The sequence below is a fragment of the Streptomyces sp. NPDC050211 genome, assembly GCF_040656035.1.
Lineage (GTDB): Bacteria > Actinomycetota > Actinomycetes > Streptomycetales > Streptomycetaceae > Streptomyces.
The window spans coordinates 54,072-75,452 of record NZ_JBFALC010000022.1; the positions used below are offsets into that span (position 1 = coordinate 54,072).

The 21,381-nt window shown below is 70.9% G+C and carries 21 protein-coding genes; 13 read left to right on the forward strand and 8 right to left on the reverse strand.

What is annotated here, in order from left to right:
* Positions 1 to 26 precede the first annotated feature (26 nt).
* Entirely contained in the window at positions 27 to 926 is a 900-nt protein-coding gene (locus AB0I98_RS22450; protein WP_362944374.1) for a DMT family transporter, read from the forward strand.
* Here the strand turns inward: AB0I98_RS22450 and AB0I98_RS22455 are convergent.
* A complete protein-coding gene (locus tag AB0I98_RS22455; protein ID WP_362944376.1) occupies positions 910 to 1,860 on the reverse strand; it encodes an FAD-dependent oxidoreductase in 951 nt (316 codons plus the stop codon). The genes AB0I98_RS22450 and AB0I98_RS22455 overlap by 17 nt on opposite strands.
* A 66-nt stretch (positions 1,861 to 1,926) precedes the next feature.
* Between AB0I98_RS22455 and AB0I98_RS22460 the strand changes: the two genes are divergently transcribed.
* Together AB0I98_RS22460 and AB0I98_RS22465 are read left to right on the forward strand one after the other, a co-directional pair.
* On the forward strand, positions 1,927 to 2,949 hold the full coding sequence (locus tag AB0I98_RS22460; RefSeq protein WP_362944378.1) for an oxidoreductase: 1,023 nt from the start codon (positions 1,927 to 1,929) through the stop codon (positions 2,947 to 2,949).
* A 45-nt stretch (positions 2,950 to 2,994) separates the two neighbouring features.
* Positions 2,995 to 4,632, forward strand: a complete 1,638-nt coding sequence (locus AB0I98_RS22465; RefSeq protein WP_362944380.1) for an ABC-F family ATP-binding cassette domain-containing protein — start codon at positions 2,995 to 2,997, stop codon at positions 4,630 to 4,632.
* Between the two features lie 70 nt (positions 4,633 to 4,702).
* On the opposite strand, the gene AB0I98_RS22470 is transcribed toward AB0I98_RS22465, so the two are convergent.
* From AB0I98_RS22470 to AB0I98_RS22485, 4 genes are all read right to left on the reverse strand, one after another.
* Entirely contained in the window at positions 4,703 to 5,269 is a 567-nt protein-coding gene (locus AB0I98_RS22470; protein WP_362944381.1) for a putative glycolipid-binding domain-containing protein, read from the reverse strand.
* Positions 5,270 to 5,378: 109 nt separating this feature from the next.
* Positions 5,379 to 7,769 carry a Tex family protein gene (locus tag AB0I98_RS22475; RefSeq protein ID WP_362944383.1) on the reverse strand — a complete coding sequence of 797 codons (2,391 nt, stop codon included), beginning with the start codon at positions 7,767 to 7,769 and terminating at the stop codon, positions 5,379 to 5,381.
* Between the two features lie 121 nt (positions 7,770 to 7,890).
* A complete protein-coding gene (locus tag AB0I98_RS22480) occupies positions 7,891 to 8,022 on the reverse strand; it encodes an LPFR motif small protein (protein ID WP_362944385.1) in 132 nt (43 codons plus the stop codon).
* 82 nt (positions 8,023 to 8,104) lie between these two features.
* Positions 8,105 to 8,974, reverse strand: a complete 870-nt coding sequence (locus AB0I98_RS22485; protein WP_362944387.1) for a hypothetical protein — start codon at positions 8,972 to 8,974, stop codon at positions 8,105 to 8,107.
* Positions 8,975 to 9,087: 113 nt separating this feature from the next.
* Between AB0I98_RS22485 and AB0I98_RS22490 the strand changes: the two genes are divergently transcribed.
* Positions 9,088 to 10,047 carry a GlxA family transcriptional regulator gene (locus tag AB0I98_RS22490; RefSeq protein WP_362944389.1) on the forward strand — a complete coding sequence of 320 codons (960 nt, stop codon included), beginning with the start codon at positions 9,088 to 9,090 and terminating at the stop codon, positions 10,045 to 10,047.
* 21 nt (positions 10,048 to 10,068) lie between these two features.
* Positions 10,069 to 10,704 carry a DJ-1/PfpI family protein gene (locus AB0I98_RS22495; RefSeq protein ID WP_362944391.1) on the forward strand — a complete coding sequence of 212 codons (636 nt, stop codon included), beginning with the start codon at positions 10,069 to 10,071 and terminating at the stop codon, positions 10,702 to 10,704.
* On the opposite strand, the gene AB0I98_RS22500 is transcribed toward AB0I98_RS22495, so the two are convergent.
* Positions 10,691 to 11,440 carry an enoyl-CoA hydratase/isomerase family protein gene (locus AB0I98_RS22500; RefSeq protein ID WP_362944393.1) on the reverse strand — a complete coding sequence of 250 codons (750 nt, stop codon included), beginning with the start codon at positions 11,438 to 11,440 and terminating at the stop codon, positions 10,691 to 10,693. The two genes, AB0I98_RS22495 and AB0I98_RS22500, sit on opposite strands and share 14 nt — an antisense overlap.
* Before the next feature lie 248 nt (positions 11,441 to 11,688).
* Here AB0I98_RS22500 and AB0I98_RS22505 point away from each other — a divergent pair, with 248 nt between their 5' ends.
* Positions 11,689 to 12,174: an ATP-binding protein gene (locus AB0I98_RS22505; RefSeq protein WP_362944505.1), complete on the forward strand. Its 486-nt coding sequence runs from the start codon at positions 11,689 to 11,691 to the stop codon at positions 12,172 to 12,174.
* Positions 12,175 to 12,180: 6 nt separating this feature from the next.
* Here AB0I98_RS22505 and idi read toward each other — a convergent pair whose 3' ends face one another.
* Together idi and AB0I98_RS22515 are read right to left on the reverse strand one after the other, a co-directional pair.
* Positions 12,181 to 12,774 carry an isopentenyl-diphosphate Delta-isomerase gene (idi, locus tag AB0I98_RS22510; RefSeq protein WP_362944395.1) on the reverse strand — a complete coding sequence of 198 codons (594 nt, stop codon included), beginning with the start codon at positions 12,772 to 12,774 and terminating at the stop codon, positions 12,181 to 12,183.
* Positions 12,775 to 13,010: 236 nt separating this feature from the next.
* The gene (locus AB0I98_RS22515) at positions 13,011 to 13,949 is read right to left on the reverse strand and encodes a cation diffusion facilitator family transporter (protein WP_362944397.1); all 939 of its coding nucleotides are present in this window, start codon (positions 13,947 to 13,949) and stop codon (positions 13,011 to 13,013) included.
* Between the two features lie 406 nt (positions 13,950 to 14,355).
* Between AB0I98_RS22515 and AB0I98_RS22520 the strand changes: the two genes are divergently transcribed.
* The 7 genes from AB0I98_RS22520 to AB0I98_RS22550 all read left to right on the forward strand — a co-directional run bounded on the left by AB0I98_RS22520 (position 14,356) and on the right by AB0I98_RS22550 (position 21,369).
* Positions 14,356 to 16,134, forward strand: a complete 1,779-nt coding sequence (locus tag AB0I98_RS22520) for a DUF5941 domain-containing protein (RefSeq protein WP_362944399.1) — start codon at positions 14,356 to 14,358, stop codon at positions 16,132 to 16,134.
* Positions 16,131 to 16,883 (forward strand): phosphocholine cytidylyltransferase family protein, encoded by a 753-nt coding sequence (locus AB0I98_RS22525; RefSeq protein ID WP_362944401.1) that lies wholly within the window; start codon positions 16,131 to 16,133, stop codon positions 16,881 to 16,883. Before AB0I98_RS22520 ends, AB0I98_RS22525 begins: the two co-directional genes overlap by 4 nt.
* Positions 16,871 to 17,932 carry an iron-containing alcohol dehydrogenase family protein gene (locus tag AB0I98_RS22530; RefSeq protein ID WP_362944403.1) on the forward strand — a complete coding sequence of 354 codons (1,062 nt, stop codon included), beginning with the start codon at positions 16,871 to 16,873 and terminating at the stop codon, positions 17,930 to 17,932. Before AB0I98_RS22525 ends, AB0I98_RS22530 begins: the two co-directional genes overlap by 13 nt.
* Positions 17,910 to 18,689, forward strand: coding sequence for a CDP-alcohol phosphatidyltransferase family protein (locus AB0I98_RS22535; RefSeq protein ID WP_328351874.1), 780 nt, complete (start codon positions 17,910 to 17,912; stop codon positions 18,687 to 18,689). The genes AB0I98_RS22530 and AB0I98_RS22535 overlap by 23 nt, the downstream gene beginning before the upstream one ends.
* Positions 18,686 to 19,570 carry a glycosyltransferase gene (locus tag AB0I98_RS22540; protein ID WP_362944405.1) on the forward strand — a complete coding sequence of 295 codons (885 nt, stop codon included), beginning with the start codon at positions 18,686 to 18,688 and terminating at the stop codon, positions 19,568 to 19,570. Before AB0I98_RS22535 ends, AB0I98_RS22540 begins: the two co-directional genes overlap by 4 nt.
* A gap of 97 nt (positions 19,571 to 19,667) precedes the next feature.
* A complete protein-coding gene (locus AB0I98_RS22545) occupies positions 19,668 to 20,597 on the forward strand; it encodes an ABC transporter permease (protein WP_362944407.1) in 930 nt (309 codons plus the stop codon).
* The gene (locus AB0I98_RS22550; protein ID WP_362944409.1) at positions 20,590 to 21,369 is read left to right on the forward strand and encodes an ABC transporter ATP-binding protein; all 780 of its coding nucleotides are present in this window, start codon (positions 20,590 to 20,592) and stop codon (positions 21,367 to 21,369) included. The genes AB0I98_RS22545 and AB0I98_RS22550 overlap by 8 nt, the downstream gene beginning before the upstream one ends.
* Positions 21,370 to 21,381 lie beyond the last annotated feature (12 nt).

Consider the following 21,381-nt stretch of genomic DNA (forward strand, 5'->3'; position numbering starts at 1 on the left):
TGTATAGTCGCGGTGAGTGGTGGACCATGAACATCTTGCTGTCGGTCGCCTTCGTGCTCTGCTGGAGCTCGGGGTTCGTCGGCGCCAAGCTGGGCACGGAGCACGCGGGCGCGGTGACGCTGCTGATGTGGCGGTTTCTGCCGCTGGCCGTCATCCTCATCGCCGTCGCCGTCGGCAGGGGGCGGGCGTCATGGCAGGGGCTGACCGCCCGTGACCTCGCACGGCAGATCGCGATCGGACTGCTCTCCCAGAGCGGCTATCTGCTCACCGTCTACTACGCCATCCAGCTCGGAGTCTCCAGCGGCACGACCGCCCTGATCGACGGCACCCAGCCCCTCGTCGCGGGCGCACTCGCCGGGCCGCTGCTGCGTCAGTGCGTGTCGGCGCGGCAGTGGCTCGGCCTGTGCCTGGGCCTCGCCGGTGTCGCCGTCGTCACCACGGCCGACGCCTCGGCGGCCACCGCCGTCGACTGGTGGGTCTATCTCGTCCCGTTCGCCGGGATGCTCTCGCTGGTGGCGGCCACCTTCCTCGAAGAGCGTTCCCGGACACAGGTGACGCCCCTGGTGTCGATGACCGTCCACTGCACCACCAGCGCACTCGTCTTCACGGTCGCCGCCTTCACGGCCGGGGCCGCCGCCCCCTCCTCCGCACCGTCGTTCTGGCTGGCCACCGTGTGGCTCGTGACGCTGTCGACGTTCGGCGGCTACGGGCTGTACTGGCTGGTGCTGCAGCGCTCGGGGGTGACCCAGGTCAACACGCTGATGTTCCTGATGGCGCCCGTCACGGCCGTCTGGGGTGCCGCCATGTTCGGTGAGCCGTTCACCGTGCAGACCGCCGTCGGCCTGGCGGTCGCCCTCTTGGCGGTCGCCGTCGTGCACGGCGCGAGCCCACGGGCGGAGCAGGAGCGGGTCACAGCCGCTCGCTGACGGCCCCGGCCGCCTCCTCCGCGCAGCCCCACGCAACAGTGATACCCGCGCCGCCATGGCCGTAGTTGTGCACCAACAGCCGCCCGTCCGGCAGCAGTTCGCGCTCCAGCCGGACCGTGTCCCGCGCGGGCCGCAGCCCGACCCGATGGTCCAGCACCCGCGCCCCGGCGATCTCCGGCCGCAGCGCCGCACACCGCCGTACGATCGCCCCCGCCACCGCCGGATCCGGCTCGGTCGAGAAGTCGTCCTCGTCCGCCGTGCCGCCCAGCAGCAACCGGCCGGGCTGCGGAAAGAAGTACGCCATCGCCCCGGCGGCGTCGGTGGAGACGAGCCAGGTCCGGATGCCGGGGTTCTCCACGACTACCAACTGCCCGCGCACAGGCCGTACCGAGGCGTCCGGCACCAGCTCCCGCGCCCCCAGCCCGGTGCAGTTGACCACGACGGGCGCGTCGGCCTCCGCGAAGGCGGACACCGTACGCACCTCGATCGCACCGCCCGCCCCGAGGAACCGCTCGCGCAGCCACGGCAGATGGACCGCCATGTCGATCAGCGGCAACCGCGCCCACAACCCCGTGCCCGCGTACTCCTCGGCGGTCGCCGGACGCAGCCCCGGCAGTCGGTCTGCGGCCCAGGCATCGTCCGGACCGGCCTCGCCCAGTACCCCTTCGACCATGCGTACGCCGGTCACCTCGGGCCGTCCCGCCAACTCCTCGTACACATCGAGCGACCGCAGCGCCCACTTGCGTGCCCGCGCGACCGGCTCGATCCGGTACGGCCACCACAGCGCGCCCGCGACCGACGAGGTGGTCCGCTCCACGGGATCCCGCGTCCACACCCGCACCCGGCGGCCACGCTCGGCGAGGACGACGGCCGTGGTCAGCCCGATGACCCCGCCGCCGACCACGATGATCTCGTCGTTCGGTTCGCTGCTCATCCGGGGACGGTAGCGGAATGTGTCATGCCGTGCTCAGAGAGCGTTCTCTCTGGGGATACTCACAGCATGTCTGCCGAGTACGCGACCTTCGGCCTGGCACCGGCGATGCGTGCCGGTGGAGTCCTCGCCAACGGTGACTACCAAGTACACCGGGATTTCGTGGACTTCATCGTGAACGACCGTCCGCTGCTCTTCCAGCTCTCCGACCTCGACGCCGTCTCCCCCCTCGCCTCGGACGTCCCACCCGCGATCTTCACCGCCCAGGTCCGCAGCCTGATGCTGGAGACCGACGCACCCCTGCCCGGCGGCCGGTACGTCATCTACGGCTGCCCCGAATGCGAGGACCTGGGGTGCGGGGCGGTCACCGCGGTCATCGAGCAGGAAGGCGACGACTACATCTGGCGCGACTTCGCCTGGCAGACCGAGGAGTACGCCGACCTGGACCTCAACGGCTACCACGGCATAGGGCCGTTCCGCTTCCGCGGTGCCGAGTACCGGACGGCTCTCAACTCACTGCTGGACGGCTCCGGCAGCGCCCGCCGCCGCGTCCTGCTCATCGGCGCCCGCGTCGCCCTGCTGGCCAAGCTCGCCGCCGCACTGCGCACCATCGGCATCGGCGCCGACATCACCCGCGACGCGGCCCACGTCCCCGCCGACGAACTGCGCGGCTACGGCGCCGTCGCCTTCGGCCGCGCCGTCACCCACGAGGAGCGTGCCGCCGTACGCGCCGCCTTCGACCGCGCCGGTGTCGACGTCGCCTACGTCGACGGACTCGCCCCGATCGTCCCGCTGCTCGTCGCCCAGATCGAACACGCCCTGGACCGCAGCCCAGCCGACCGGCGCCGGCTGACCCGGCTGGTCGCCGCCGACGGCGAAGCGGGCATCGAGGTCACCTCGCCCTGCCGGGTCCAGCTCACCGCGTACCGCCTCGACCGTCTCTACCGCACCCACGCCCACGAGGTCTTCGACGGAATCCTGGAACCCGGCCGGCATCGCATCGCCCTGGACGCCAAGGCGGTGAAGGGGGAGTCCTTCGTGGTGGCGCGGACGTCGGGAAGCGTGCTGGTGGAGGCGATGGCGCACGGATAATCCGGGCGCGACCGACTCCGTGGGGCCACTAGGATCTACGGTCTGATGACTGCCACCCTCGTCGCCAAGAACCTCGCCGCCGGCCACGGCGACCGCGCGCTGTTCACCGGGCTCGACCTCGTCGTCGCGCCCGGCGATGTGATCGGCCTGGTCGGGGCCAACGGCGCCGGCAAGTCCACGCTGCTGCGGATCCTCGCCGGACTCACTGCGCCGGAGGAGGGCGAGCTGCGCCTCTCGCCGCCCGCGGCGACGATCGGCCACCTCCCGCAGGAACCGGAGCGCCGCCCGGGCGAGACCGTACGGGAGTTCCTGGCCCGCCGCACCGGCGTGGCCGAGGCCCAGCGCACGATGGACGAGGCCACCCAGGCGCTCGTCGACGGCGCACCGGGCGCCGACGACGCGTACGCGACGAGCCTGGAGCGCTGGCTCGACCTCGGCGGCGCCGACCTGGACGAACGGGCCGAGGAGGTCACCGACTCACTGGGCCTGGCAGTCGACCTCGACCAGGCGATGACCTCCCTCTCCGGCGGCCAGGCGGCCCGCGCGGGCCTTGCCTCCCTCCTGCTCTCCCGCTACGACGTCTTCCTGCTCGACGAGCCGACCAACGACCTCGACCTGGACGGCCTGGAACGCCTCGAACGCTTTGTGAGCGGCCTGCGCGCCGGCACGGTCGTCGTCAGCCACGACCGCGAGTTCCTCGCCCGCACCGTCACCAAGGTCCTCGAACTCGACCTCGTACAGGGACAGATCAACCTCTACGGCGGCGGCTACGAGGCCTACCTGGAGGAACGCGAGACGGCCCGGCGGCACGCCCGTGAGGACTACGAGGAGTACGCCGACAAGAAGACGGCCCTCCAGGACCGGGCGCAGATGCAGCGCACCTGGATGGACAAGGGCGTGAAGAACGCGCGGCGCAAGGCCAGCGACAACGACAAGATCGGCCGCAAGTTCCGCAGCGAGGCCAGCGAGAAGCAGGCCGCGAAGGCCCGCCAGACGCAGCGCATGATCGAACGCCTCGATGTCGTCGAGGAGCCGCGCAAGGAGTGGGAACTGCGGATGGAGATCGCGGCGGCCCCGCGCTCCGGCGCCGTCGTCGCCACCCTGCGGGACGCCGAGGTGCGGCGCGGTGACTTCGTCCTCGGCCCGGTCTCCCTGCAGATCGACTGGGCGGACCGAGTGGCCGTCACGGGCGCGAACGGCGCGGGCAAGTCGACCCTCCTCGGCGCCCTGCTCGGCCGGGTCCCCGTGGACGCGGGCCAGGCCTCCCTCGGCTCCGGCGTCCTCGTCGGCGAGGTCGACCAGGCCCGCAAGGTGTTCCACGGCCCGGAGTCCCTGCTGGACGCCTTCAGCGCGGCCGTCCCCGACACGGAACCGGCCGAAGTGCGGACGCTGCTCGCGAAGTTCGGCCTGAAGTCGGATCACGTACTGCGGGCGGCGGCGACGCTGTCACCGGGTGAACGCACCCGCGCGGCCCTGGCCCTGCTTCAGGGCCGAGGCGTCAACCTCCTGGTCCTGGACGAGCCGACCAACCACCTCGACCTCCCGGCCATCGAGCAACTGGAGTCGGCTTTGGATTCGTATGAGGGCACGTTGCTCCTGGTCACCCATGACCGGCGCATGCTGGACGCGGTGCATGTGACGCGCCGCGTGGAGGTAGTGGACGGCAAGGTCACGGAGCGCTAAACGCTCCGCTGGTAGGGCCGTCGGTCCGCTGCGGCGCCGTCGTGGCTTGTCGCGCAGTTCCCCGCGCCCCTTAGGGCGTTGCCGAACCGGCCAGTCGAGTGGCCAGCCCCGGATAGTCGACGACGAAGCCGTCCGCGTCGAACACGAGGTCGCTGCGGAAGCCGCCCGAGGTGAAGTGGACGCGTCCGCGGTCGAGGTGGGTGTACCGCTGCGGCGACGGCTGGACGGTCAGGTCCGGGACCGAGACCCAGGCCATGAGGAAGTCCTCCTCACCCGGCGTGCGATGGAGTCCGTGCCGCAGCACCGGCATGCTGTTGGTGAGCGGGCACAGGCCGAGGTCGCAGTCGAGGGCGCCGTCGATGCCGGGCAATCGCTCGCCGTCCGCGGTCCACCGGCCCTCGCCGTCATGCCGCAGATCGAGGTCCTGTGTGCCGGAGTGGGTCTCGGCCGTGACCCGCAGCCGCCGGGTCACGAAGCCGTCGGCGGTGTCGAGTTCGTACGCGATCCAGTACGGCTCCGGAACCGTCCCCACCACACGGCCACGGGCCCGCAGGGCATCGCCGGTCAGCTCGATCCAGGCGGTCTCGATACCCTTGCTCTCCGAGACTGCCCAGGTGATGACGCGCGACGTCGGCATACGGTCACTGTAGATCCACAGGGCTCTGGACGCGCCCCGTAGGGGCGCGGGGAACTGCGCGACCAGCCCCAACGGACCCGCAGCTCCCCACGACCTTCAGACGGTCAACTCAACGCCGCCCATCCTTGCGATCGACCAGCCCGGCCCGGCGAAGAGCATCGGCCATCGCACTGTTGGCCGGCGGCGGCGCCTGGCGCGAGCCGCCTCCACCACCGCCGCCTCCGCGGCCTTGGCGCTGCTGGGGCGGGCGTCCGCCTCGCTGTCGCCGCTCGCCGCCCTCGCCCTGTCGGCCGCCCTGCGGAGCCGCCGCCGCCTCGTCGTCCAGCCGCAGCGTCAGCGAGATCCGCTTGCGCGGAATGTCGATGTCCAGGACCTTCACCTTGACGATGTCGCCGGGCTTGACCACATCCCGCGGATCCTTGACGAACGTCTTCGACATCGCGGACACATGCACCAGCCCGTCCTGATGCACACCGACGTCGACGAACGCCCCGAAGGCCGCCACGTTCGTCACGACCCCTTCGAGGACCATCCCGGAGGACAGGTCGGAGATCTTCTCGACGCCGTCCTTGAACGTGGCGGTCTTGAACGCGGGGCGCGGGTCGCGGCCCGGCTTCTCCAGCTCCTTGAGGATGTCGGTGACGGTCGGCAGACCGAAGGTCTCGTCGACGAACTCCTGCGGCTTCAGCGACCGCAGCACAGCCGTGTTGCCGACGAGCGAGGCCACCTCCTGACCGGACGTCTGCACCATCCGCCGCACGACGGGATAGGCCTCGGGGTGAACGCTCGACGAGTCCAGCGGGTCGTCACCGCCCCGGATCCGCAGGAAGCCCGCGCACTGCTCGTACGCCTTCGGGCCGAGCCGTGCCACGCCCTTCAGCTCGGACCTCGACTTGAACGGGCCGTTGGCGTCACGGTGCGACACGATGTTCTCGGCGAGCCCGGAGGAGATGCCGGACACGCGCGCGAGGAGGGGCGCGGAGGCCGTGTTGACGTCGACCCCGACGCCGTTCACACAGTCCTCGACCACCGCGTCCAGCGAGCGTGACAGCTTCACCTCGGACAGGTCGTGCTGGTACTGGCCGACACCGATCGACTTCGGGTCGATCTTCACCAGCTCGGCCAGCGGGTCCTGGAGCCGGCGCGCGATCGACACCGCGCCGCGCAGCGACACGTCCATGTCCGGCAGCTCCTGCGAGGCGAAGGCGGAGGCCGAGTACACGGAGGCGCCCGCCTCGGAGACCATCACCTTGGTGAGCTTCAACTCCGGGTGCTTGGTGATGAGTTCACCGGCGAGCTTGTCGGTCTCCCGGGACGCCGTGCCGTTGCCGATCGCGATCAGCTCGACCGCGTGCTCCTTCGCCAGCCGCGCCAGCTTGGCGATCGCCTCGTCCCACCGGTTCGCCGGGACGTGCGGGTGGATCACGTCGGTCGCCACGACCTTGCCCGTCGCGTCGACGACGGCGACCTTCACGCCCGTACGGAAGCCCGGGTCCAGCCCCAGCGTCGTGCGCGTGCCGGCCGGGGCGGCGAGCAGCAGGTCGCGCAGGTTGGCGGCGAACACATTGACCGCCTCGTCCTCGGCGGCCGTACGCAGCCGAAGGCGCAGGTCCAGGCCGAGGTGGACGAGGATGCGGGTGCGCCAGGCCCAGCGGACCGTGTCCGTGAGCCACTTGTCGCCGGGACGGCCGCGATCGGTGACGCCGAATTTCGCGGCGATCATCCCCTCGTACGACGACGGCCCGTCCGTGGGCTCCTCCGGCTCCAGGACGAGGTCGAGGACCTCCTCCTTCTCGCCGCGCAGCATGGCGAGGATCCGGTGCGAGGGCAGGTCGGTGAACGGCTCGGCGAAGTCGAAGTAGTCGGAGAACTTGGCGCCCGCCTCCTCCTTGCCCTCGCGCACCTTGGCGGCCAGCCGTCCGCGCACCCACATGCGCTCGCGCAGCTCGCCGATCAGATCGGCGTCCTCCGAGAACCGCTCGGTGAGGATCGCCCGCGCGCCGTCCAGGGCGGCCTGCGGATCGGCGACTCCCTTGTCCGCGTCGACGAACGCCGCCGCGGCGGCCAGCGGCTCGATCGTCGGATCGCCGAGCAGGCCCTCCGCGAGCGGCTCCAGACCGGCCTCACGCGCGATCTGCGCCTTGGTCCGCCGCTTCGGCTTGTACGGCAGGTAGATGTCCTCGAGCCGCGCCTTGGTCTCGGCGCCGCGGATCTGGGCCTCCAGCTCGTCGGTGAGCTTGCCCTGCTCGCGCACCGAGTCGAGGATCGCCGCCCGCCGCTCCTCCAGCTCCCGCAGATAGCGCAGCCGCTCCTCGAGCGTGCGCAGCTGCGCATCGTCGAGCATCTCGGTCGCTTCCTTGCGGTAGCGGGCGATGAAGGGCACCGTCGAACCGCCGTCGAGCAACTCCACGGCAGCCTTGACCTGCCGCTCCCGTACGCCGAGCTCCTCGGCGATCCTGCCTTCGATGGACCCTACTTCGATGGACCCGGGTGTCGTCACGATCCCGTACCGCCTTCTCACTGAGGTTGCGCGGCAATTGTGGCAGGTGACACCGACAATCGGGGATCGGGTCGGCACCCCGGCCCTGTCGAGGCGGGCGCGAGGTAGGAAGCGGGCGAAATCAGGCCCTGCGTCGCCGCGCGCCGCCCGAGGCGCCGCCCAGCAGCCGGGCCAGCGCCCGGAAGGGCAACGTCACCACGGTGGCGATCGCCCCACCGATCTGTCGCAACACGTCCGCAATCGCACGGAGCATGGGCATCCCCTTTCTCTTCCGGCCCCGGTGGCCGGGAAAGACCGAGTACCTCGCCCAGGTCACGCCATGCGCCGCGGCCGGCTCAGCCCTGGCCGAACAGATCCTCGGGGAACGCCCCGGCGGCGACCACGGCGCGGGCGAACCCGGTTGCCAGCTCGGTCAGCCGCTGCACGCCCTCGGCTCCCAGGTGCTCGTAGGGCGCACGGTCCAGCCGGTCGGTCTCCTGCTCGATCTCCGCCCGGAGCGCGACGCCCTGCTCGGTCAGCTCGCCCGCCGCGTCCAGCAGCCCGCGCTCCCGCAGCCGTACCTTCGCCGTGTCCCACTCCTCCTGGCGCCAGCCGCGCGTGCCGAACACCCATTTCGGCGAGAAACCCTTGCCGGTCGCCGTGTGGGTCACCAGCGCCTCCAGACCGTCGAGCCCGGCCGACACCAGCACGGTGAGATGCCCGTCGCCCCGGTGCTCACGCAGCAGCGTCGCCGCGTGCCAGTACGCCAGATGCGGTTCCTGGGGCACCGGCAGGTCGGCGTGGGCGGCGTACAGCGGCCGGGCGCCGCGCGTACAGGCCTCGGCCGCCCGCAGCGCGAGACGCGCGGCCTCCGCCATCTCCGGCGAGATCACCACCTGCTCACCCAGGAGGCGGCGCAGCGCGGAATCGACCCCACGCGCGCGTGCCGCCAGGACGGCGTCGGGTGAGGCGATCGCCCACACCGCGGGCACATGCCGGGACACCAGCTCGTACTTGTAGTTGTAGAACGTCGCCGCCACCGTCCCGGGCCCCACCGGGCCCAACGCGGCCGCCCGCACGGCGAAGTTGACGGCCCTGGGGTCCGTGACCCCGAGGGCGCCCAGCTCCTTGCCGACCTCGGGTGCGAAGTAGTGCGTGGAGTGCAGGGCGTTGAGCGCGTTGTGGCAGCGCCGGCCGGCCCGCGGATCGATGGCGGCAGTAGTCATGCCGCGAACATTACTGACCGGTCGGTTCGTGCTCCACAGTCCCCCGGCCCAGGGCAGGAAAGGTGGGGAACTCGTCATTGCGGCCATCCTCCGGCTCACCAAGAATCGGTGGCATGGCGCAGCGAACCGTTCTCGTCCTCCTCTTCGACGGCGTGCAGAGCCTCGATGTCAGCGGCCCGGTGGAGGTCTTCGCGGGGGCCGAGAAACACACGCCGGGGACGTACCGCATCCGTACGGCCTCCCTGGACGGCGCCCCCGTGCGCACGTCCAGCGGCCTGACCCTCGTACCGGACGGGGCCCTGGACGCCGTACCCGACCCGCACACCCTCCTCGTCCCCGGCGGCCAGGGCACCCGCCGCCCGGACGCGCGTCTCACCGACTGGCTGCGCGAGCGCGGCCCGCGTGCCGAACGCCTGGTCTCCGTCTGCACCGGGGCGATCCTGCTCGCCGAGGCGGGCCTCCTGGACGGCCGCCGCGCCACGACCCACTGGGCATACGCCGACAAGCTGGCCTGCGACCACCCGGCCGTGCGGGTCGACGCCGACCCCATCTACATCCGCGAGGGACAGGTCTCCACGTCGGCGGGTGTCACCTCCGGCATCGACCTCGCGCTCGCCCTCGTCGAGGAGGACCTGGGACGTGAGGTAGCCCTGACGATCGCCCGTCACCTGGTGGTCTTCCTGCGCCGCCCGGGAAACCAGGCCCAGTTCAGCGCCCAGCTCGCCGCCCAGACCGCACAGCGCGAACCGCTCCGCGAAGTCCAGCAGTGGATCACCGAGCATCCGGACGCCGATCTGACCGTCGAGTCACTGGCCGCCCGCGCCCGCCTCTCGCCCCGCCACTTCGCCCGCGCCTTCCAGACCGAGACCGGCATGACACCCGGCCGGTACGTCGACCGCGTCCGCCTCGAACACGCCCGCCGTCTGCTGGAGGACACGAGTGACGGCATCGAGGAGATCTCCCGCACCAGCGGCTACGGCACCCCCGAGGCCATGCGGCGCGCCTTCGTGAAGTCCCTGGGGATGGCCCCGGCCGAGTACCGCCGCCGCTTCCGCCCCGCACCCGCCCACTGAAAGCCCGCCGAAAGGAATCCGATGCAGATCGCCCTGGTCGTGTTCGATCGGTTCACCGCCCTCGACGCCGTCGGCCCCTACGAGATCCTGTCCCGCACCCCCGACGCGGAGACCGGGTTCGTCGCCAAGGAGTCCGGACCCGTCCGCTCGGACAACGGAGCCCTCGCGCTCATCGCCGACAAGGCCCTGGAGGAGGTGTCCAGTCCCGACATCGTGGTGGTGGCCGGCGGTCCCGGCCAGAGCGCGCTGATGGAGGACGAGCGACTGCTGGACTGGCTGCGCGCGGTCGACGCCACCAGCACCTGGACCACCTCCGTGTGCACGGGCTCCCTGCTGCTCGCCGCCGCCGGACTCCTCCGGGGCCGCCGGGCGACCTCGCACTGGCTGGCGCTGGAGCAGCTGAAGCGGTTCGGCGCCGAACCGACGGGGGAGCGGGTCGTCCTGGACGGCAAGTACGTCACCGCGGCCGGCGTCTCGTCCGGCATCGACATGGCGCTCACCCTGCTCGGGCGCATCGCGGGCGACGACCACGCCCAGGCCGTACAACTGGCCACGGAGTACGACCCTCAGCCGCCGTACGACGCCGGGTCGCCGCAGAAGGCGCCCGCGCACATCGTCGACGCCTTCCGCTCGCGCAGCCGGTTCATCCTGACGTAGTCCAGGTGAAGCGCGGTGGCCTGCGCTCCAGGAACGCGGCGACGCCCTCGGCGGTGTCGCCGCTGCCGCGCGCCTGCTCGGCCCAGTGGGTGTCCCGGTCGGTGCGCCCGTTCGCGAACTCCTTCGCCGCGGCCTGCGTCAGCTGGGACCGGGAGACCAGGATCCGGGCGAACTCCGCGACCCGCTTGTCGAGTTCGCCCTCGGGCAGCACCTCGTCGACCAGACCGGTGCGCAGCGCCCGCTCCGCGTCGATCAACTCGCCCGAGAACAGCAAGTACTTGGCCGTCGCCGGACCCACCAGCGACACCAACCGCCGCGTGGAGGACGCCGGATAGACGATCCCCAGCTTCGCCGGCGTCACCCCGAACAGCGCGCCCTCCTCGGCGAAGCGCAGATCACAGGCCGCCGCGAGCTGCGAGCCACCGCCCACACAGTGCCCGCGAACCGCCGCCAGCGTCGGCTTCGGAAACGCGGCAAGCGCCTCCTCCGCACTCACCGCGAGCCCTTGCGCCTCGTCCGGCGACCCTTGGAGCGTGGAGATGTCGGCGCCGGCGCAGAACGTCCCGCCCTCGCCGGTCAGCACCAGGGCCCGTACGTCCGGGTCGGCGGCCAGCCGGTCGAGCAGCGGCGGCAGCGATCGCCACATGTCGGCGGTCATGGCGTTGCGCTTGGCCGGATGACGGATGACGACGGTGGCCACCGAGTCGGTGACACCGTGCAGCAGCTGCGGCTCCATGCGCCGGATGCTATCCGCCCCTGCCGAACCCACGATCGGCGAGGAGGGGCGTCAAACCCGTACAAGCCGAATAGTTCGTGAAGTCGGCACAAGGGGGACAGAAGCAGTCCCACAACTGACCGTGTCATACGCCAACGATCAGAACCGCTCGATACCAGCTGACTTCTGTTCAGGCCTCGGGGTCGCGGCGACCGGTTGCCAACACTCAAGGTGTGGTGACAATCGAGCGCAAGGGTGGCGACCGGACCATGGACAACCACGGGCGTGGGCCCGGCCCACGCCCAGACGGCGGCACGGAGGGGCCCCTGCCGTACGAGGGGGTCTGGCGGTTCACCGCACCGGCTGTCGACGTGTCGGTCCCGCAGGCCCGGCACGCCGTGCGGGACCTGCTGTTCCGTCAGGGGGTGCCGGTCTCGGACGACCTGGTCCAGGGCCTGCTGCTGATCGTCTCGGAGCTGGTCACGAACGCCGTCCGGCATGCGGCACTGCTGTCGCCGATGCTCGCCGTGGAGGTCGCCGTGGGCGCCGAGTGGGTGCGGGTGTCGGTGGAGGACAGCCACCCCTACCGCCCCACCGCCCTGGAGGCCGACCACGGCCAGACCGGCGGCCGGGGGCTGCTGCTGGTGCGCGAGATCGCCCGGGAGGCGGGCGGGGTGTGCGACGTCGAGCACACCGCGAGCGGCGGCAAGGTGATCTGGGCCGCCCTGCCGCTCACCCCCGCGCGCGTGCTGTAACTGCGCTCACCAGCCGGCCGACGGACCCGTCAGCTCCCTGACCGCGGGACGGGCCGCGTCCAGCACCGTCATGAACCAGGAGGAGAACACGTCCTTCGCGTGCCGCTCCGCCAGCTCGGCGGGGGTCACGAAGGCCGTCGCGCCGACCTCCTCCGGGTCGGGTCGCAGCGGCGCCTGCACCATGCCGACGAAGAGGTGGTTGTACTCCTGCTCCACCAGGCCCGAGGCCGGGTCCGGGTGGTTGTAGCGGACCGTGCCCGCCTCGGCGAGCAGCGAGGGCGAGGCGCCCAGCTCCTCGTACGTCCGCCGGGCCGCCGCCGCGAAGGGGGCCTCGCCCGGGTAGGGGTGGCCGCAGCAGGTGTTGGACCACACACCGGGGGAGTGGTACTTGCCCAGCGCCCGCTGCTGGAGCAGCAGTCGGCCGTGGTCGTCGAAGAGGAACACGGAGAAGGCGCGGTGCAGCTGCCCCGGCGGCTGATGGGCGGCGAGCTTCTCCGCGGTGCCGATCGTCACGCCCTTCTCGTCGACCAGTTCCAGCAAGATCGCGTCCGCGGTGCCGTTCGACGAGCTGTGCGTCGCGGTGGCAGGTGTGATCGGCATACCCATCCTTCGCATCGGTCTTCGCGCCCCAAGTGTGCCGTACGAATCCGGCACTCCCGGCACTTCGCAGTACGCCCGCATGTCCGCGCCGGGGGCGGGGCCCGGATGTTGATCGTGCCCGGTGTCCCGGGCGGAGAACCGCCCCGGGTGGGGCTGTGAGAGGGAGGACGCAACCGTGCGCCGGACCGATGCGCTCCACGTGCGCCGGTTACAAATACGCTGCACGCGCGCCGGTCTCAGTGGCAGAGCCGTGCCTCGTGCTCCGCATGCCCGTGGGGCTCCAGCTGGAACGTGCAGTGCTCGACGTCGAAGTGGTCGCCGAGGCAGCCCTGGAGCTCGTGCAGCATCTTCTCGTGGCCGATCGCGTTCAGCACGTCGGAGCGCACGACGACGTGCACGGACAGGACCGGCATGCCGGAGGTGATCGTCCAGGCGTGCAGGTCGTGGACGTCCTCGACGCCGTCGAGGGCCAGTATGTGCGCCCGTACCTCCGCCATGTCGACGTCCTTCGGGGCCGACTCCAGCAGGACGTCGAGGGTCTCGCGCAGCAGCTTCATGGTCCGGGGCACGATCATCAAACCGATGACCAGCGAGGCGATCGGGTCGGCGGCCTGCCAGCCCGTGGTGAGGATCACGGCCGCGGAGATCAGCACCGCGACCGAGCCCAGCGCATCCGCCGCCACCTCCAGGAACGCGCCACGCACGTTCAGGCTCTCCTTCTGGCCGCGCATGAGCAGCGTCAGCGACACCAGGTTCGCGACCAGACCGATCAGGCCGAACACGATCATCGGGCCGCCCTCGGTGCCGGCCGGCGTGAAGAACCGCTGGATCGCCTCGAAGAGCACATAGCCGCCGACCCCGAGCAGCAGCAGACAGTTGGCGAGGGCGGCGAGGATCTCGGCGCGGGCGTACCCGAAGGTGTGCTTGCCGGTGGCCGGGCGGCCCGAGAAGTGGATCGCGAGGAGGGCCATGCCGAGGCCCAGCGCGTCCGTCGCCATGTGCGCCGCGTCGGCGACGAGGGCGAGCGAATCGGCGACGATGCCGCCGATGATCTCGACCACCATGACGCCGAGCGTGATCGACAGCGCGACGCGCAGCCGGCCGCGGTACGCAGCGGTCGCCGTGCCGCCGGCGGGTGCGCCGTGCGCATGCCCGTGATCGTGCCCAGCCCCCATGGCAGCAGCCCTCCTGTGTTCCGTCCGGGATCACAGTGAACTACGGGCGGGGGGTACCGGGCAACGCGGCACTGAACACCGTTGTCATATGCCCTGACCTGCGTAAACGAAGTGCAGGTCAGTCGGTGGGCGATCGGTTTGAGCCCTGCGTGGCCGTGCGTCGTTCCCTGTCGCGAATATCCGTTCTGCGACCGCGATTTTGTGTCCCGGGCATGCGATCCCCGATGATGATCACGGCAAAGGCGAAGGCAGATCGTGTCGACCGGACCATGAACGGTCGGTGAACACGAACTTCCCATCATCCGATAGCCTCTGCCGACATGCCGCCCGCCTGGTGCAGCCAAGGGGCGCCCCACCATGTACATGACCGTCGCGGAGCGTCGGCATTCCCAGGGAGTGAGTTCGGTTGTCGACCGCCATCCTCACCGGTCAGCCGGTCCCCGGATCGTCGATCGAGGGTGATCTGCGGTCGCTCGGCTTCGAGGTGCGGACCGCCTCCGACGCCGCCGACGCGGAGACGCTTCTCGCCGAGGTCCCCGGTGGCCAGCGGGTCGCCGTCGTCGACACCCGCTTCGTCGGCCACCTGCACGCCCTGCGCCTCGGCCTCACCGACCCGCGCTTCCCGCTCGCCACGATCCCGGGCGCCGTGACCGCCCAGCCCGGCGCCCGTCAGGCGCTGACCCGGGCGATGGCCCGCGAGAACGCCGCCGGCGGCGCACTGCTGGTGGACAGCCTCGCCGACCGCCTCGCCGCCGCCCTCGGCGCCGACGTGCACCGCCCGGACCTCGGCAGCCTCGTCGCCGCCGTCCCCGCCGACCCGCAGGCCCGCAACGAGGCACGGCAGGCCGTCGCCTCCGTCGACGACGAGGCCGTACGCCTGAAGTCGGCGGTGAAGGCCCGCGACGGCTTCTTCACGACCTTCTGCATCAGCCCGTACTCGCGCTATCTGGCCCGCTGGTGCGCCCGCCGCGGCCTCACCCCGAACCAGGTCACCACCGCCTCCCTGCTCACCGCGCTGATCGCGGCCGGCAGCGCGGCCACCGGCACCCGGGGCGGATACATAGCCGCCGGCCTGCTGCTCCTCTTCTCCTTCGTCCTGGACTGCACCGACGGACAGCTGGCCCGCTACTCCCTGCAGTACTCGACGCTCGGCGCCTGGCTGGACGCCACCTTCGACCGGGCCAAGGAATACGCCTACTACGCGGGCCTCGCCCTCGGTGCGGCCCGCGGTGGCGACGACGTATGGGCCCTGGCGCTGGGCGCGATGGTCCTCCAGACCTGCCGGCACGTCGTCGACTTCTCCTTCAACGAGGCGAACCACGACGCCACCGCCAACACCAGCCCCACCGCGGCCCTTTCGGGCAAGCTCGACAGTGTCGGCTGGACGGTCTGGGTGCGCCGGATGATCGTCCTGCCGATCGGCGAGCGCTGGGCGATGATCGCGGTCCTGACGGCGGTCACCACACCCCGCATCACCTTCTACGCGCTCCTCATCGGCTGCGCGTTCGCGGCGACGTACACCACGGCGGGCCGCGTGTTGCGCTCGCTGACGCGCAAGGCCCAGCGCACGGACCGGGCGGCGCAGGCGCTCGCGGACCTCGCGGACTCCGGTCCGCTCACCGAACTGGTCCTTCGCGCGCGGCGTGGCACTTATCCCCCTGCTGGTTATTACGCCGCTTTTGCCGGCGGTCTCCTGGTGGTGATCTCCGCCGCACTTTGGGGCGCCGGATGGCAGACCGTGCTGTGTGCCGTCGCCTACGTCGTGATGTCCGCCGTCGCCGTCCAGAACCCGCTCAAAGGCGCTCTGGACTGGCTGGTTCCGCCTTTCTTCCGCGCCGCTGAATACGGGACGGTCCTCATTCTGGCAGCTGAATCAGAGGTGAACGGGGCGCTTCCCTCGGCTTTCGGCCTGGTGGCCGCTGTCGCCTACCATCACTACGACACGGTCTATCGCATCCGCGGCAACGCGGGCGCCCCGCCGAAGTGGCTGGTGCGGGCGGTCGGGGGGCACGAGGGCCGGACGCTGGTGGTCGTCGTACTGGCCGCGCTGCTCACCGGCGCGCAGTTCGAGGTCGCGCTCACGGTCCTCGCCGGGGCCGTCGCCCTGGTGGTGCTCGTCGAGAGCATCCGCTTCTGGGTGTCCGCCGGGGCACCCGCCGTACACGACGAAGGAGAACCCGCATGATCGGCCTCGTGCTGGCGGCAGGCGCCGGACGGCGTCTGCGCCCCTACACCGACACCTTGCCGAAGGCACTGGTGCCGGTGGGGCCCGCGGGCATCGAGGGCGAACCGACCGTGCTGGACCTCACCCTCGCCAACTTCGCCGAGATCGGCCTCACCGAGGCCGCGGTCATAGTCGGCTACCGCAAGGAAGCCGTGTACGAGCGCAAGGCGGCCCTCGAAGCGAAGTACGGCCTCACGCTCACGCTCATCGACAACGACAAGGCCGAGGAGTGGAACAACGCCTACTCCCTGTGGTGCGGGCGTGATGCCCTCAAGGACGGCGTGATCCTCGCCAACGGCGACACCGTCCACCCGGTCTCCGTCGAGAAGACGCTGCTCGCCGCCCGCGGCGACGGCAAGAAGATCATTCTCGCCCTCGACAGCGTGAAGTCCCTTGCGGACGAGGAGATGAAGGTCGTCGTGGACCCCGAGAAGGGCGTCCAGAAGATCACCAAGCTGATGGACCCCGCCGAGGCCACGGGCGAGTACATCGGCGTCACGCTCATCGAGGGGGACGCGGCTCCCGAACTGGCCGACGCGCTGAAGACCGTGTGGGAGACCGACCCGCAGCAGTTCTACGAGCACGGCTACCAGGAGCTGGTGAACCGCGGCTTCCGTATCGACGTGGCGCCGATCGGCGAGGTCGACTGGGTCGAGATCGACAACCACGACGATCTCGCCCGGGGACGGGAGATCGCGTGCCGGTACTGACCAGGCTCATCCCCTCCCCGGTCGTCGTCGACATCCGCCCGGGTGCCCTCGACGACCTGGGCGACGTGCTCGCCGACGAGCGCATCTCGCACTCCGGCAAGCTCGCCGTCGCGGTCAGCGGCGGCTCCGGCGCCAAGCTGCGCGAGCGCATCGCCCCCTCGCTGCCGGGCGCCACCTGGTACGAGGTGGACGGCGGCACCCTCGACGACGCGATCCGGCTGGCCGCCGAGATGAAGGCCGGCCGCTACGACGCGGTCGTCGGGCTCGGCGGCGGCAAGATCATCGACTGTGCCAAGTTCGCCGCGGCGCGGGTCGGCCTGCCGCTGGTCGCCGTACCGACCAACCTCGCGCACGACGGCCTCTGTTCGCCGGTCGCGACCCTCGACAACGACGCGGGCCGCGGCTCGTACGGCGTGCCCAACCCGATCGCCGTCGTCATCGACCTGGACGTGATCCGCGAGGCACCGGCCCGGTTCGTGCGCGCCGGCATCGGCGACGCGATCTCCAACATCTCGGCGATCGCGGACTGGGAACTCGCGGTCCGCGTCAAGGGCGAGAAGATCGACGGCCTCGCCGCGGCCATGGCCCGCCAGGCCGGCGAGGCCGTGCTCAGGCACCCCGGCGGCATCGGCGACAACGACTTCCTCCAGGTGCTCGCCGAGGCGCTGGTACTCAGCGGCATCGCCATGTCCGTGTCGGGCGACTCCCGCCCGTCGTCCGGGGCCTGCCACGAGATCAACCACGCCTTCGACCTGCTCCACCCGCGCCGCGCCGCCGCCCACGGCGAGCAGTGCGGGCTTGGCGCCGCCTTCGCGATGTGGCTGCGCGGAGCCCACGAGGAGTCGGTCCACATGGCCGAGGTGCTGCGCCGGCACGGACTGCCGGTGCTGCCGGAGGAGATCGGCTTCACGACCGAGGAGTTCATCGAGGTCGTGGAGTTCGCCCCGCAGACCCGGCCCGGCCGCTACACGATCCTCGAACACCTCGACCTCACCACCGACCAGATCAAGGACACCTACGCCGACTATGTCAAGGCCATCGGTAGCTGAACTCCGCCCGGTCGTGCACCCCGCCGGGGTCAAGGACCGGCGCAGCGGTGAGCACTGGGCGGGACGCCTCTACATGCGCGAGGTGTCCCTGCGGATCACGCGTTCCCTGGTGACCACCAAGGTCACGCCCAACCAGCTCACGTACCTGATGACCCTCTGCGGCGTGCTCGCGGCCCCCGCCCTGCTGGTGCCGGGGATCGCGGGCGCCGTGCTCGGCGTGCTGATGGTCCAGCTCTATCTGCTGCTCGACTGCGTCGACGGCGAAGTCGCGCGCTGGAAGCAGCAGTTCTCGCTCGGCGGGGTCTACCTGGACCGGGTCGGTGCCTATCTGTGCGATGCCGCCGTGCTCGTCGGCTTCGGCCTGCGCGCCGCCGACCTGTGGGGCTCCGGGCGCGTCGACTGGCTGTGGGCGTTCCTCGGCACCCTGGCCGCCCTCGGCGCGATCCTGATCAAGGCCGAGACCGACCTCGTCGGCGTCGCCCGCCACCAGGGCGGACTGCCGCCCGTCAAGGAGGCCGCGTCCGAGCCGCGTTCCTCCGGCATGGCGCTGGCCCGCAGAGCCGCCGCGGCCCTGAAGTTCCACCGGCTGGTGCTCGGCATCGAGGCGTCCCTGCTGATCCTGGTCCTGGCCGTCCTGGACACGATGCGCGGCGACCTGTTCTTCTCCCGGCTCGGCGTCGCGGTGCTGGCCGGCATCGCGCTGGTGCAGACCCTGCTGCACCTCGTGTCCATCCTCGCGTCGAGCAGGCTCCGGTGAGCCCCGGGATGAAGGTCGGGGCGGTCATCATCACCATGGGCAACCGCCCCGAGGAGCTCAGGGCCCTGCTCGACTCGATCGCCAAGCAGGACGGCGACCCGGTCGAGGCGGTCGTCGTCGGCAACGGCTCACCCGTCCCCGACGTCCCCGACGGCGTCCGCACGATCGAGCTGCCCGAGAACCTCGGCATCCCCGGCGGCCGCAACATCGGCATCGAGGCCTTCGGGCCCAGCGGCCGGGATGTCGACATATTGCTCTTTCTCGACGACGACGGCCTGCTCGCCCACCACGACACCGCCGAGCTGTGCCGCCAGGCCTTCGAGGCCGACCCCAGGCTCGGCATCGTCAGCTTCCGCATCGCCGACCCGGACACCGGCGAGACCCAGCGCCGCCATGTGCCCAGGCTGCGCGCCTCCGACCCGCTGCGCTCCTCCCGGGTCACCACGTTCCTCGGCGGCGCCAACGCCGTACGCACCCAGGTTCTCGCCGAAGTCGGCGGGCTTCCGGACGAATTCTTCTACGCACACGAGGAAACCGACCTCGCATGGCGGGCCCTCGACGCGGGCTGGATGATCGACTACCGGTCCGACATGGTGCTGTACCACCCGACGACCGCGCCCTCGCGGCACGCGGTCTACCACCGCATGGTCGCCCGCAACCGCGTATGGCTCGCCCGCCGCAACCTTCCCGCGCCCCTGGTCCCCGTCTACCTCGGCGTCTGGATGCTGCTCACCCTGCTGCGCCGCCCCACGCGACCCGCGCTCCGGGCGTGGTTCGGCGGATTCCGGGAAGGCTGGACGACCGAGTGCGGGCCCCGCAGGCCCATGAAGTGGCGTACGGTGTGGCGGCTGACTCGACTGGGCCGACCCCCCGTCATCTGACAAGCTCGGTCCTGAGAGCACCCGGCCGTCACCCACGGCCGCCGGCTCATGCCCTGCCCGCACAGGCTGCGCATCTCGAAGACGAAAGTTTCTTTTGGTGAGTGAGACAACGCACGACGGTGGAGTCGCGGTGAGCGCGGCTCCGTCGCCCGACGAGCGACTGACCGCGGCCCAGCTCGCCGCGAAGTACGGACTGTCCGTGAGCGGCGCCCGCCCCTCACTCGTGGAATACGTCCGCCAGCTCTGGGACCGGCGTCACTTCATTCTCGCCTTCTCCCGGGCGAAGCTGACCGCTCAGTACAGCCAGGCGAAGCTCGGCCAGCTCTGGCAGGTGGTCACCCCGCTGCTGAACGCGGCCGTGTACTTCTTCATCTTCGGCGTCATCCTCGAGGCCGACCGGGGCATGTCCCGCGAGGTGTACATCCCGTTCCTGGTCACCGGCGTCTTCGTGTTCAGCTTTACCCAGAGCTCGGTGCTGGCGGGCGTCCGCGCGATCTCCGGCAACCTCGGCCTGGTCCGCGCCCTGCACTTCCCGCGCGCCTCGCTGCCGGTGTCCTTCGCGCTCCAGCAGCTTCAGCAGCTGCTCTACTCGATGATCGTGCTGTTCGCCATCACCATGGTCTTCGGCAGCTTCCCGGACCTGTCCTGGGCCCTGATCGTCCCGGCGCTCGCCCTGCAGTTCCTTTTCAACACCGGCCTCGCGCTGATCATGGCCCGGGCCGGCTCCAAGACCCCGGACCTCGCGCAGCTGATGCCGTTCGTGATGCGTACCTGGATGTACGCGTCCGGCGTGATGTACTCCATCCCGATCATGCTGGCCGACAAGCCCCAGTGGATCGCCAACGTCCTGCAGTGGAACCCGGCCGCCATCTACATGGACCTGATGCGCTTCGCGCTCATCGACGGCTACGGCTCCGAGAACCTCCCGGAGCATGTGTGGGCGGCCGCGCTCGGCTGGTCCGTGCTGCTCGCCGTCGGCGGCTTCGTCTACTTCTGGAAGGCGGAGGAGAGGTACGGCCGTGGCTGAGCACCCGAGGGACGAACGGATCCCCACCGTCATCGCCGACGACCTGCACATCGTCTACCGCGTCAACGGCGCCAAGGCCGGCAAGGGCAGCGCCACGGCAGCGCTCAGCCGCATGCTCAAGCGCGGCGAGGAACGAGGAGTGCGCAAGGTGCACGCCGTGCGAGGCGTGTCCTTCGTCGCCTACCGCGGCGAGGCCATCGGCCTGATCGGCTCCAACGGCTCCGGCAAGTCGACGCTGCTGCGCGCCATCGCCGGCCTGCTGCCCGCCGAGAGCGGCAAGGTCTACACCGACGGCCAGCCCTCCCTGCTCGGGGTGAACGCGGCCCTCATGAACGACCTCACCGGCGAGCGGAACGTCATATTGGGCGGGCTCGCCATGGGCATGTCCCGCGAGGAGATCAAGGAGCGCTACGAGGAGATCGTCGAGTTCTCCGGCATCAACGAGAAGGGTGACTTCATCACCCTGCCCATGCGCACCTACTCCTCCGGCATGGCGGCCCGGCTGCGCTTCTCCATCGCCGCCGCCAAGGACCACGACGTCCTGATGATCGACGAGGCGCTGGCCACCGGCGACCGCAAGTTCCAGAAGCGCTCCGAGGAACGCATCCGCGAACTGCGCAAGAGCGCGGGCACGGTGTTCCTGGTCAGTCACAACAACAAGTCGATCCGCGACACCTGCAACCGCGTCCTGTGGCTGGAACGCGGCGAGCTGCGCATGGACGGACCTACCGAAGAGGTCATCAAGGAGTACGAGAAGTTCACGGGCAAGTAGTCCACCCGGACC